The organism is Nocardia exalbida NBRC 100660 (genome assembly GCF_000308575.1).
GTDB lineage: Bacteria > Actinomycetota > Actinomycetes > Mycobacteriales > Mycobacteriaceae > Nocardia > Nocardia exalbida.
The window spans coordinates 103,018-115,665 of sequence record NZ_BAFZ01000002.1 but is presented as its reverse complement, the minus strand read 5'-3'; the positions used below and the strand labels follow the sequence as shown (position 1 = coordinate 115,665).

General features: G+C 69.5%; 10 protein-coding genes. 3 read left to right on the top strand and 7 right to left on the bottom strand.

What is annotated here, in order from left to right; all coding sequences use genetic code 11:
* Positions 1 to 8: 8 nt before the first annotated feature.
* Positions 9 to 758, bottom strand: coding sequence for a lysophospholipid acyltransferase family protein (locus ON29_RS01075; RefSeq protein WP_040864199.1), 750 nt, complete (start codon positions 756 to 758; stop codon positions 9 to 11).
* Positions 759 to 988: 230 nt separating this feature from the next.
* On the opposite strand from ON29_RS01075, the gene ON29_RS01070 reads away from it, so the two are divergent.
* On the top strand, positions 989 to 1,801 hold the full coding sequence (locus ON29_RS01070; protein ID WP_174371771.1) for a hypothetical protein: 813 nt from the start codon (positions 989 to 991) through the stop codon (positions 1,799 to 1,801).
* A 42-nt stretch (positions 1,802 to 1,843) separates the two neighbouring features.
* Complete coding sequence (locus ON29_RS01065; RefSeq protein ID WP_040864303.1) at positions 1,844 to 3,382, top strand: Rieske 2Fe-2S domain-containing protein; 1,539 nt, start codon at positions 1,844 to 1,846, stop codon at positions 3,380 to 3,382.
* A gap of 53 nt (positions 3,383 to 3,435) precedes the next feature.
* On the opposite strand, the gene ON29_RS01060 is transcribed toward ON29_RS01065, so the two are convergent.
* The 6 genes from ON29_RS01060 to serS form a co-directional block, all read right to left on the bottom strand.
* Positions 3,436 to 3,777 carry a BP74-related protein gene (locus ON29_RS01060; RefSeq protein ID WP_039794242.1) on the bottom strand — a complete coding sequence of 114 codons (342 nt, stop codon included), beginning with the start codon at positions 3,775 to 3,777 and terminating at the stop codon, positions 3,436 to 3,438.
* A 166-nt stretch (positions 3,778 to 3,943) separates the two neighbouring features.
* On the bottom strand, positions 3,944 to 4,969 hold the full coding sequence (locus tag ON29_RS33535; RefSeq protein ID WP_051174748.1) for a peroxiredoxin family protein: 1,026 nt from the start codon (positions 4,967 to 4,969) through the stop codon (positions 3,944 to 3,946).
* Positions 4,970 to 5,023: 54 nt separating this feature from the next.
* Positions 5,024 to 5,977, bottom strand: a complete 954-nt coding sequence (locus ON29_RS01050) for a DMT family transporter (protein WP_245548764.1) — start codon at positions 5,975 to 5,977, stop codon at positions 5,024 to 5,026.
* A gap of 78 nt (positions 5,978 to 6,055) precedes the next feature.
* Positions 6,056 to 7,459, bottom strand: a complete 1,404-nt coding sequence (locus ON29_RS01045) for an MFS transporter (RefSeq protein WP_245548762.1) — start codon at positions 7,457 to 7,459, stop codon at positions 6,056 to 6,058.
* A gap of 144 nt (positions 7,460 to 7,603) precedes the next feature.
* A complete protein-coding gene (locus tag ON29_RS01040) occupies positions 7,604 to 9,391 on the bottom strand; it encodes a putative bifunctional diguanylate cyclase/phosphodiesterase (protein WP_245548760.1) in 1,788 nt (595 codons plus the stop codon).
* A gap of 175 nt (positions 9,392 to 9,566) precedes the next feature.
* Positions 9,567 to 10,829, bottom strand: a complete 1,263-nt coding sequence (gene serS / locus ON29_RS01035; RefSeq protein ID WP_040864195.1) for a serine--tRNA ligase — start codon at positions 10,827 to 10,829, stop codon at positions 9,567 to 9,569.
* 92 nt (positions 10,830 to 10,921) lie between these two features.
* Between serS and ON29_RS01030 the strand changes: the two genes are divergently transcribed.
* On the top strand, positions 10,922 to 12,622 hold the full coding sequence (locus ON29_RS01030; protein WP_040864194.1) for an aldehyde dehydrogenase family protein: 1,701 nt from the start codon (positions 10,922 to 10,924) through the stop codon (positions 12,620 to 12,622).
* The last annotated feature ends 26 nt before the right edge of the window (positions 12,623 to 12,648 follow it).

Below are 12,648 nucleotides of genomic sequence, written 5' to 3'. Positions count from 1 at the left end.
AGCTCCCGTTACTGCCCCGCCGCGTCCTTGCGCGCGGCCTTTGCCTCGGCTTCGGCGGCATCCATCGCGTCCGCCTCTTCCAGGGTAGGAGCGCTGCCGCCCAGCCGTGCGGGAACCCAGTACGCGCCGGGCTCGTGCACGTAGTCCTTCTGCAGGTCCAGCAGCATGTCCTGCATGGTCGAGCGCAGCTCGGCGGTGAGTTCGGCGACGGGCTCGAACGGCTGGATGGGTTCACCGACGGCGATCGAGATGGGGGTGTTGGTGCGGCCGAGCCGCTTCGGGAAACCCTTCGTCCAGACCCGCTGCGCGCCCCAGATGACGATCGGGATGATCGGCACCTCCGCTTCGACGGCCATGCGCGCCGCGCCGGACTTGAATTCCTTGATCTCGAAACTGCGGCTGATCGTCGCCTCCGGGTACACGCCGACCAGCTCGCCCCGGCGCAGATATTCCACGGCGGCCTTGTAGGAGTCCGCGCCCGCCGAGCGGTCCACCGGGATGTGCTTGAGCGCGCGCATGATCGGGCCGGAGATCTTGTTGTCGAAGACCTCCTTCTTGGCCATGAACCGGATGTAGCGCTTCGGGGTGCGCACCGGCAGGCCCGCGTAGGTGAAGTCCATGTAGCCGGTGTGGTTCACCGCCAGCACGGCGCCACCGCGGGCGGGGATGTGTTCAGCGCCCTTGACGGTGAACTTCAGACCTTCGACGAAGAAGACGGTACGGGCCAGCCCGATGATCGTCCGGTAGACGGGTTCCACAAGTCCGCTAGCGTAGTCGCTGCTCGTCCCCACCGGCAGTGCGCGCCATCACGCGTCGCGCCGGAGTGAGGACGCACGAGCAGCCCCGACCACACGCCTGAGAGAAGAGGATCGCCGAAGTGGAACGCGCCCGATCGGCACCGCGCGAGGACGACCGCAGTGCAGCACGCGAGCGGAATCGGGCCCGGGGTGGGCGAGCGCCCCGCGCTGCGCTGGTCGGCGGCTCGGTCTTGATCGCAGCGATCGCGTTGTCCGGCTGCGACTCGGTCGTCGGGATTCCGGAGGAGAGCGCGCCGCAGGCGGCGGTGCGCACAACGCCATCGGCCGCCGTCCCGACCACGCCACCGCCCAGCACCTCCGCACTGCCTCCGGTTCCCGCCGACGCTCCGCCGGTCGGCGCGGTCGCCGGGCTGCCCGCCGCCGCGACCGCGATGCAGCGCTGGGCCGCCGACCTGCGCTCGCACACCATCGCCGAGATGCAGGACAAGTGCTGGACCATCGCGCCGAAGAACGTGGCCGACATGTACGCCGACCAGCAGGCCGTCCTCACCGCCTTGGCCCAGCCGGGCACGACGACCGAGGACGCCGTCGTCTGGAAGAGCCCGGCCACCACGGTCGCCGTGGCACGCGCCGAACTCGGGAGCGGCTACGCCTGCCCACGCGTCGCCACGGAGGGCGCGGAGATCGCCTACAACGACGCCGATGCCCGCCACACCGTGCGCCGCTACCTGTCCCGGTTCGTCGGCACACCGCTCGACCCCGCCGACAAGGAGGGCGACTACCCTCTGATCTGTAAGGCGTCCCCGGCGACCTGGGACCCCAAAGGCACCGGGCGTCCGAGCCCCGCGCCGCTGGCGAACAACCAGGGCGTGCTCACCGGGGCCACCGAGTTCGCCGACCAGCAGATCCGGTCGGAGCAGGTGAACACCGACTACATCGCGGTGCTCGTGCCGGTGACCAACTCCTCCGGTGTGACGCAGACCCGCACCTTCACCTTGCGCTCCGGACCGGACGGCTACTGCATCGGCGACATCTCGCCGTAACCACTACCCTGGTTGGCTGGTAAACAGCAGGAGGAGCAGCTAGTGCAGATCACCAGCGTCGGACACGCCGGATTCCACATCCGCACCGCGGCCGGGTCCATCCTTTGCGATCCCTGGGTGAACCCCGCGTACTTCGGTTCCTGGTTCCCGTTCCCCGACAACACCGGGCTGGACTGGGACGAGCTGGGCGCGTGCGACTTCCTGTACGTCTCACACCTGCACCGCGACCACTTCGACGCCCGGACGCTGACCGAGCACGTCAACAAGGACGCGACCGTCCTACTGCCGGACTATCCCGTGCCGGACCTGCGCCGCGAACTCGAACAACTGGGCTTCCACAAGTTCTTCGAGACCGAGGACTCGGTCAAGCACACGGTGACCGGTCCCGGCGGCGACCTGGAGATCATGATCATCGCGCTGCGCGCGCCCGCCGACGGCCCGATCGGCGACTCCGGGCTGGTCGTCTCCGACGGCGAGACCACCTGCTTCAACATGAACGACGCCCGGCCCGTCGACATGGACGTGCTGCACGACGCGTTCGGCCACATCGACATCCATCTGCTGCAGTACTCGGGCGCGATCTGGTACCCGATGGTCTACGACATCCCGGCCCGCACCAAGTCGAACTTCGGCAAACAGAAGCGTCAGCGCGGCATGGACCGCGCGCGCAGCTACATCGAGCAGGTCGGCGCGACCTGGGTGGTGCCGTCGGCGGGTCCGCCGGTGTTCCTCGACGACGAGCTGCGCTACCTCAACGACGACCGCGGTGACGAGGGCAACATCTTCCCCGATCAGAAGGTGTTCTTGGAGCAGATGGAGATCCACGGCAACGCCGGCGGCATCCTGATGATCCCCGGTTCGGTCGCCGACGTGCGCGGCGCCGAGCTGACGTTGACCCATCCCAGCGACCCAGCCGAGATCTACGAGCACAAGGCCGAGTACATCGAGCGGATGGCCCAGCGCTTGGCGCCGGTGCTGGAGGCCGAGAAGGCGACCTGGGAACGCGGCGACGGCTCCCTGCTGGAACCTCTGCGCAAGCTGTTCGAGCCGATCATGGCGCAGAGCGACGTGATCTGCGACGGCATCGGCTACCCGGTCGGCCTGGTGATCGGCGAGGAAACCATCGTGCTGGACTTCCCCAAGCGCGCGGTGCGCGAGCCGATCGAAGGCGAGGGCCGCTACCGCTACGGCTTCCGCATCGCGCCGGAACTGGTGCGCACGGTGCTGCGCGACCGCGAGCCCGACTGGGTGAACACCATCTTCCTGTCCACCCGCTTCCAGGCCTGGCGAATCGGCGGGTACAACGAGTTCCTCTACACGTTCTTCAAATGCCTCACCGACGAGCGGATCGCCTACGCCGACGGCTGGTTCGCCGAGGCGCACGACGATTCCGCCTCCACCGAGCTCAGCGGCTGGGAGGTGCAGCGCCGCTGCCCGCACCTGAAGGCTGACCTGTCGAAGTTCGGTGTGGTGGAAGGCAACACGCTCACCTGCAACCTGCACGGCTGGCAGTGGGACCTGGAGTCGGGACGGTGCAAGACGTCCAAGGGTCACGAACTGCGCTCGCGCAAGCTGGACTGACCCACTTCCGGCCGACGCGTCCACGTCGGCCGGAAGCAGTTGCCAGCTGATTGCTATCGGTCGGCAACCTCGCGGGTCAGCTTCGACGACCACGGGCACCAGAAGCAACCCGGCAGGAACGCGCCACAGGCCTCGTCCAGATGGTCGTTGACGTACATGATGCTGGCGTCGCAGACCTCGATCGCCATGGTGAAGAAGGTGATGGTGTCGGGGTCCAGATGGAAGTCCCAGCCCGGGTTGTAGGGCGCGGGCATCTTCCGGATCCGTCCCATGACGTGCACAGACATCTGCTCGTCACCCGACAGGATGCGGCGGGCCTCAGCGATCCGCTGTTCATTGGTCAGCTGGATGATGAACTCTTTGCCGGAGTAGTCGGTGAATGCGAAGAGCGCCATATCTTTCCCCTCTTGTCGATGGGTCCTGTGGTCGATGGATGGCGAATTCCGCACCGGTGCGACTCGATCCTATCGGTGCCCAAAGCTAATTTGCTGAGAATTTGCCAACTAGCGAATAACCGGCCTGGGGTCGGTCTCGGGAGCGAAAAAGAGGTACGTCCCGAAATCAACGCGCGGCCCCGGCCGGGACCCTGTCGCGCGCGGGTTCGCGCGGTGCTTTCCACACCGTGGTGATCAACTCGCGGATCGCGATGCCCCCTCTGGCCACCGGCGCGGCGACCCGCCCCTCGGGGTCGATCAGCACAGCGGACGGGGTACCGCGCACCCGGTAGCGCAAGGCGGCCTCGTTGCCCTGCTGCACGAGCGAGGGAATGTCACCCAGTCCGTGCTCGACACCCCAAGCGGCCTGCTCGGCGGCATCCCCGTTGCCGACCGCCACGATGGCCAGGGCGTCAGCCGCCCGAGCGCGCCAGCGGGGCAACTCGCGGGCCAGCGCCGCGCACAGCTCGCAGCCCGGGTGCACGAAGACCAGCAGGACCGACCTCGCCCCGTTCAGCAGATCCTCGAGCGTGGTCTTCGTTCCCTGGGTGCCGAACAGTTCGAACTCCGGCGCCACCGCGCCGACCGGCAAGCCCTCCGCACCCAGCGTGGACAGCGCCTGCTCGTCCACCCGGCGGCGCAGGACACGCACCTGGCCCGCCAACCACACCAGCACCGCCACCACCGCGGCGGCCACCGCGCAACCGATCGCGTTGTCGGCGCGCAGACCCATCGGCACGAGCGGATGTGTCAGCGCGCCGACACCCACCAGCACGGCGAGCACGGCGAAAAGACCATTGCGCACCAGAATCTTCGGCCCGATCGGCGCAGCGCTCGCAGCACCGAAGCAGGAACAGGACGGATGCTCGCCACGCCGCAGCAAGCGCACGATCACCGCCGTGAACACGGCGAGCAACAGCAGCGTCGCCAGCGCGGCCACGCCGCAAACCCACGGAAGCAGCACGCCTACCGCGATGGTCGCCTCGACGATCGACAGCACCCAGGCCACCGCGGGCACCCAGCGCAGCGGCACCCCGAAATCCCCCACCGCCTGCCGCGTCGCGCTCCGATCCGTCAGCTTGCCCCACGCCGACAACCCGAACACGACACACAGCCCGAGCCGCGAAACCCACACCCCGTATTCGATCAGCATGAGCGCACCATTCCACACTCATGCGCTTCGAGCATGAATGCGCGGCGAGTGTTCTCAGGACTGCGACCGAGCGGCGATGGCGACCGCGACCAGGGTCAGCGCGCAACCGGCGATCGCGGTGACGGACAGGCCGGCGCTGGTCGGGGTGAGCACATCGAGGATCACCGAGACCAGCAACTGCCCCGCCACGGAGGTGAGCCCGAGCAGAAGGACGCCGATCCAGCGAACGGTCAGCGCGGCGAGGGCGATGAAGGCGACACCGATGAAACCGCCGAGATACAGCCACGGCTCGGTGGGGAATTCGGCCGGTCCGCCGGAGGACGCGACGACCACGGCCTCGATGACGAGCAGCGCGGCCAGACCGGCGCAGAAATTCACCATGGCCGCCGAGAGCGACCCGCCGACGGCGCCCACATTGCCGTTCACCGCCTGCTGCCAGGCCAGTCCGATGCCCGCCAGCGCGGGTAGCACGATCAGCAGAGCGGTCGGCGTGCCGCGCAGCGCGTCGGGCACGGAGAGCCCGCCGCTGACGCGGGTGTGCCCGAATCCGGCGACGAGCACCGCGACCACGCCGAGCGCCGCCCCCACCAGACGCACCGTGGTGACCGGCGTGCGTCCGCTCGGACCGAGCCCGAGCCGGTCGACCACCAGACTGCTGAGCAGCTGGCCCGCGACGGCCGCCACGGTGAACGCGGTAACGCCGATCGCCGCGACGGTCAACCCCTGGCACGCGACGAAGAACGCGCCGCACAGACCGCCGAGCAACTGCCAAGGCCGCAGCACGCCCTCCGACAACGCCCGCCGCACCCGCCGCCCACCCTCCCTCAGCCGCCCGCTGACCGCGAACGCCACCGCCAGCACGACGAATCCCGCCCCGAAACTGATCACCGCCGCGGCGACCCCGTCCTCCAGCCGCGCCCCCAACGCCCCATTGATCCGCGCCTGCACCGCCACCCCCGCACCGATCCCGAACCCGAAAACCAGCCCCACCCTCGCCTCCGCACTCACCTTCCGCACGCTACCCAACCGCGAGTGGCGCATGGTCGCGGCGTTTCCCGAGAAGAGTTCTCGGTGGTGTGCCGCTCGTCAGTCGGCGCGAGGTGGGAGCCAGCGGGGAGCGAGGGTGGAGAGGGCGAGGATGGCGGCTCCGAGGAGGGCCAGGAGGGTGGCCATGGAGGACCAGAGGGTGATCACGGCGGCGAAGCCGAAGACCGCCAGGGCGATCACCTCGCCCAAGAGGCCGGAGACGGAGGTGACCGTCGCCCGGGCCGGGCCCTCGATGGCGTCTTGGAGGCGGGCGCCCGCGACGATGCCCGCGTTGTAGACGATGCCGTAGGAGACGCCGATCGACGCGAAACCGAGGCCCGTCAACAGGTAGATCGCGTCCGGACGACCGGTCGCGAGGCCCGCGATCAGCGCGCCGCCGAGGAAGAGCACGCCCGCGCCGCCCACCGCGATCGACATCGTGCGGCCCGACATTCCTTCGGTGCGCCCCGCCAGCACGGAACCGGTCAGCGAACCGAGCACGGTGAGACCGACCAGCAGCGGCACCACAGCGGTCGAGACGCCCGATTCCTCCGCCAGCAGGGCGAAATACTCGTCGAACGCCGTGATCCCGAACAGCATCGCTTCCAGCAGCACGCCATGGCGCACCACCCGGACGCGGACCGCCTCGCCCACACCGGCCTTCAGCATGGTGAGGTATCGCGCGAACGGGCGAGGCTGCGCCGCTTCGCGATTCCCGGTGAACGCCGCCTCGTCTGTCTCGTCCCGACCGCCGGACACCGAGACGGAACCACGTCCATCCGCGCCGGGCGCCCTACCGAGCCGGGCGGAGTCGCCCGCGAAGCCGGGGAGGGACGCGACGTTCCCGGCTGCCGGGTCCGGGGCCGGCACAGCGGTGCGCGCAGTGGATGCCGGCGCTTCCTCTTCCAGGTCGTCGATGTCCGCCGCGGACACCGCCTTCGGCGCGGTGGGCAGCGACAGCGCGATCAGCGTATGCACGGCCGCGGCGGCGACACTGGACCAGCCGACCAGGGCATAGCCGCCGTAGAGATACAAGGGTGTCGCGGCGACGATCGCGATGACGACGGCCGCTTCCCCGCCGGCGCGGGTGTAGCCGAGGACGCGCGGGTAAGCCGACGACTCGCCCCGGGCGGCCAGCTCGTCGTACAGCAGCGCCTCGAAGGTGCCGGAGGCCAGCGCCCCCGAGGTTCCCCACAGCACGAACCCGGCGGCGAAACCCGCGAAGGAGGGCGCCGCCGTCCACAGCGCGAAGCCTGCCGTCAGCAACGCACCGCTGAGCACGAGCAGTCCGCGCCGGGAGACCGTGTCGGCCCACGCACCGGAGGGCACCTCGAGTAGGAACGAAGTCGCCGACCAGATGGCGAACAGCAAGGAGATCTGCCCCGTGCTCATGCCGTGGTCGGCGAACAGCAGGGCGTACAGCGCGTACAGCGGAATCAGCTCACCGATGCTCTTGAAGAGCACCGCCCGAACCGTCAGCGAGCGCAGGCCGAAGGTATGTGCGCTACCCGCCCGCGGGGGGCGCAGCGATTCGGCGAATCAATAGGCGTAGACGAGCAATCGCATGTCGACCAGCATGCTCACCGTCGGCCCGTACGGTCAAGCGATTTACGGCAGCGGCACCCAGCCGTTGGCGGGCACCGAGTCCCCATCACCCAGTTCCCGGTCGGTGATGCCGGGGCCGATCCGGCCTTTGTTCTCGTTGAGGTCGCTGATCAGCTCCGATACCGGGTGCGAATCGCTGTAGTGATAACCCTGCGCGAGCGCGAAGCCCAGTTCGGTGAGTACGGCCGCTTGGTATTCGGTCTCCACGCCCTCGGCGATGACCTGCAGGTCCAGCGCATTGGACAGGGCGGCGATCACGCCGAGCAAAGGCGGCGCGGGCGAATCGGAGCGGATCGCGGCGACGAAGGACTGATCGACTTTGAGGATGTCGCTGGGCAGGGTGGCCAGCCTGCTGAGCGAGGAGTAGCCGGTGCCGAAGTCGTCGATGGCGATGCGCACGCCCCGGTCGCGCAGCAGGTGCAGGTTCTCGATCGCGGTCTGTGATTCGGCGGCCAGCTCGCTCTCGGTCACCTCGAGCACCAGCTGATCGGCGGGCCATCCGGTGGCGGCAAGGATGCCCGCCACCCGGTCGGCGTAACCGGTCTCGGCCAGCTCCAGTCCGCTGACGTTCACGTTCAGCGTCAGATCCAGCTGGGCGAAGGTTTCCTGCAATCGCGCGGCGTCCGCGCAGGCCCGGCGCAGCACCAGTTCGTCCAGGTCGGAGATGAGGTCGTACTCCTCGGCGACGCGGATCAGACCCTCGGTGGTGACGTCCGGCTGCGCGCTGGACGACCAGCGCAGCAGTGCCTCCACGCCGACCGCCTTGCCGCCGCCTTCGGTCAGGCTGACGATCGGCTGGTAGTGCACGTCGAGGGCGCCGCGGTCGATCGCCTCGCGCAGCTCCACCGCCAGCGGCAACTGCCGGGAGGACTCCAGCACCGTCCGGTTGCGCCCGGCCTGCTTGGCCCGGTACAGGCCGACATCGGCGCGGCTGACCAGCAGCGACCCGGATTCCCCCGGCTGCCAGGAGGTCACACCGGCCGAACAGCCGGTGGTCACCGCCGCGCGCAGCTGTTCGGTGAGCAGGATCGCGGCCTGCTCGGTGGTGTTCGGCAGCAGCAGGGCGAACGCGTCACCGCCGTAGCGCGCCAGGCGCTGGTCGGGGGCCAGCAGCTTCGACCAGGTGTCGGCCACCCGCTGCAGGACGGCGTCACCGGCGCGGTGGCCGAGATGGTCGTTGATCTTCTGGAAGCGGTCCAGGTCGACCAGCACCAGCGCGAGCCCGTGACCGGACCTGGTGGCCTGCTGGATCGCGGTGTTCAGCGCCCGGTCGAAGCCGCGCCGGTTGAGCAGTCCGGTGAGCACGTCGATGTCGGCCTCGGACGCCATCCTGGTCAGGATTCCGACCACGACGCCGACGCCGAAGGTCACACCGGCCGGGATCAGGCCCGACCACCACGGCAGCCCGGGACTCACCGGCCGCGCGGGCAGCACCCACAGGCACAGCGCCAACGCGAACGCGATGTGGGCGGCGGCCTGCGACCAGGCGAAGAACAAGGCGGCGTCGCAGGCGATGAATACGTAGAACGCGGCGAGGCTGATCGCGCCCACCGTGTTCGGGAAGGAGTGCACCGCGATCGTCACCAGCACCGTCGCGATCGCGACGTACACGTGGTGGATCGAATGCGGCAGCCGCGGCCCCCACGCGAGCAGCGTGAGACCGAGCACCAGCGCTACCGCTGCTGCCCCGCCGACCAGCGGCCGATTACCCTCCTCACCAGGGGCGATGGCGGTGATCAACAGACCGAGCACCCCGCCCATGACGTAGAACGCCCCGGTGGTCCGAGCCATGACCATAGCCGTCGCCAGCGCAGACGCGGCCCGCACCCGGGTTCGGGTATCGCCGCGAGACCCGATTCCTCGCACGACGAACAGCCTATCCACAAGGAATCCCGCCGGTTGCCACATCCCGGGAATCCGGCATGGCGAACCAGTAGCTATTCACCTGAACGTCATTCGCACGTCGTCAGTTCGCCGGTCGGAGCACGTCGGTCCCGACGAACGGGACCAGGGCGGACGGAACCCGGACCGACCCGTCGGCTTGCTGATGATTCTCCAGCAGGGCCACGATCCAGCGGGTGGTCGCGAGGGTGCCGTTCAAGGTGGCGGCGATCTGCGGCTTGCCGTTCTCGTCGCGATAACGCACCGACAGCCTGCGTGCCTGGTAGGTGGTGCAGTTGGAGGTCGAGGTGAGCTCGCGGTAGGTCTGCTGCGTCGGCACCCACGCCTCACAGTCGAACTTGCGCGCGGCTGAGCTGCCGAGATCGCCGGCCGCGACGTCGATCACCCGGTAGGGCACCTCGATCGCCGCGAGCATCTCCTGTTCCCAGGCGAGCAGGCGCTGGTGTTCGGCGTCGGCCTGATCGGGCGTGGTGAAAACGAACATCTCCACCTTGTCGAACTGGTGCACCCGGATGATGCCGCGGGTGTCCTTGCCGTAGCTGCCCGCCTCCCGGCGGAAACACGACGACCAGCCCGCATACCGCTTGGGCCCGCCGCTCAGATCGAGGATCTCGTCCGAGTGGTAGCCCGCCAGCGGCACCTCCGAGGTGCCCACCAGGTAGAGGTCGTCGTCGGCGAGGTGGTAGACCTCCGCCGAATGCTGTCCGAGGAACCCCGTGCCCGCCATGACCTCCGGGCGCACCAGCACCGGCGGGATCATCATGGTGAAGCCGTTGGCCACGGCCTGCTGCGCGGCCAGTTGCAGCAGCCCCAGCTGCAACAGCGCGCCGTAGCCGGTCAGGAAGTAGAACCGGGCGCCGGAGACCTTCGCGCCGCGCTCCATGTCGATCAGGCCGAGCGACTCGCCGAGTTCCAGGTGGTCCTTCGGCTCGAAGTCGAACTCGGGGGGCGTGCCGACGGTTTGCAGCACGACGTAATCGTCCTCGCCACCCGCGGGCGCGCCCTGCTGCACCACGTTGGAGATGGCGCGATGCGCGGCGTCCAGATCCGCGTCGGCGGCGTGCTGTGCGGCCTCGGCCTCCTTGACCTTGACCGACATCTCCGACGCCTGCGCCAGCAGCGCGGAACGCTCGTCCCTGCTCGCCTTGCCGATCAGCTTGCCCATCGCCTTGTGCTCGGCGCGCAGATTGTCCGCGGTGGCCACCGCGGCACGCCGCGCCGCGTCCGCCTCGAGCAGCGCGTCGACGAGAGCGGGGTCTTCGCCACGGGCGCGCTGCGAGGCGCGGACCGCATCGGGGTCGTCCCGCAGGAATCGGAGGTCGATCATGGGCCACCAGCCTAGTGGTCGCTGTGCCGGTCCTTCACGCCGATATCCCAGGATGCGGTACATCCGCGCGAGATCGCGGGCATAGTGGGCTTGTGGGCACTCCGTTCGACGAGACAGCCATCGACAACGCGCTGGCCGACCTCATCGCGGGCGAGAAGGCGTGGGCCGCGACCTCGCTGCGCCGCCGCCGCGAGCTGCTCGACGAGATCCACGCCCGGACCGCCCGCTTCGCGGAGGACTGGGTGCGGGCCGCGTGTGTGATCAAGGACCTCGCCCCGGATTCCCCGCTGGTCGGCGAAGAGTGGATGTCCGGCCCGCTCACCCTGCTGCAAGCCACGGCCGCGCTGTCGGCCACCCTCGCCGCGCTCGAGGCCGGGCGCACCCCGCTCACCGGCATCACGCTGCGGGAGGCGCCGGGCGGACGGGTCGCGGTGCCGGTATTCCCGCTCGGCGTCTACGACCGGCTGCTGCTCAACGGTTTTCACGGTGAGGTGTGGCTGCGGCCCGGCGTGGACGCGGGCGCCGCACGCAGGCGAGCCGGACTCGGCCAGCTGGATCCCACCGCGACCGGCGGGATCGGCGCCGTGCTCGGCGCGGGCAATATCACCTCGATCCCCCCGCTGGACGCGCTGTACGAGCTGTACGCGCACAACCGGGTGGTCGCCCTGAAGCTCAACCCGATCACCGACCCGCTGTTCACGGTGTTCGAGATGGTCTTCGAACCGCTGCTGGAACTCGGCGTGCTGCGGATTCTCACCGGCGGCGCGCCGCAGGGTGGCTATCTGGTCGGTCATCCCGATGTCGCGCACGTGCACATGACCGGCAGCGCGCAGACCCACGACGCCATCGTGTGGGGCCCCGGCGCGGAGGGCGCGGAGCGGAAGAAAGACAACCGGCCGCTGCTGGACAAGCCGATCACCAGCGAGCTGGGCGGCGTCTCGCCGACCATCGTGGTGCCCGGCGACTGGTCCGACGCCGATCTGCGCTACCAGGCCGAGCATGTGGCGACTCAGCGGCTGCACAACGGCGGCTACAACTGCGTGGCCGCGCAGGCGGTGGTGATCGGCGCGGAATGGGACCGCAAGGACCGGTTCCTCGCCGAGCTGCGCCTGGCCATGGAGCGGGCGCCACAGCGCACGGCGTACTACCCGGGCAGCGACGCGCGTGTCGCAGACGCGGTGGCCTCGTATCCGGAGGCCGAGCGTCTCGGCGGGCAACGGGTGCTGGTCGACGGATTGCCGCCCATCGGCACACCGCTGTTGCGCACGGAGTACTTCTCCCCCGTGCTCGGCGTGGTCGAGTTGCCCTACGCGGGCGGCGAGTTCCTGCAACGCGCGGTCGACTTCGCCAATGCCGAGCTGACCGGGACGCTCGGCGCGAACGTGATCGCTCATCCGACGACCATCCGCAGGCTCGGCGTCGCCTTCGACCGCGCGATCGAGCGGCTGCGCTACGGCGCGATCGCGGTGAACACCTGGACCGGGCTGGCCTTCCTCGCGCCGCGGGCCGCCTGGGGAGCCTTCCCTGGCCACACCCTCGACGACGTGCAGAGCGGGATCGGCGTGGTGCACAACGCGCTGCTGCTCGACGACGTGGAGCGCACCGTGGTACGCGGCCCGTTCCGGCCCGCGCCGCGCTCCTTGCTGGGCGGCGAACTCGCCCTCTCCCCGAAGCCGCCGTGGTTCGTCGACAACGCCACCGCCGCGACCACCGGGCGCAGGCTCACCGAGTTCTACGCCGACGCCAACCCCGCCCGGCTGCCCGGCGTCTTGCTGTCGGCTCTGCGCGGCTGACCGCCCGCGACTCGTGCCGCGCCGAT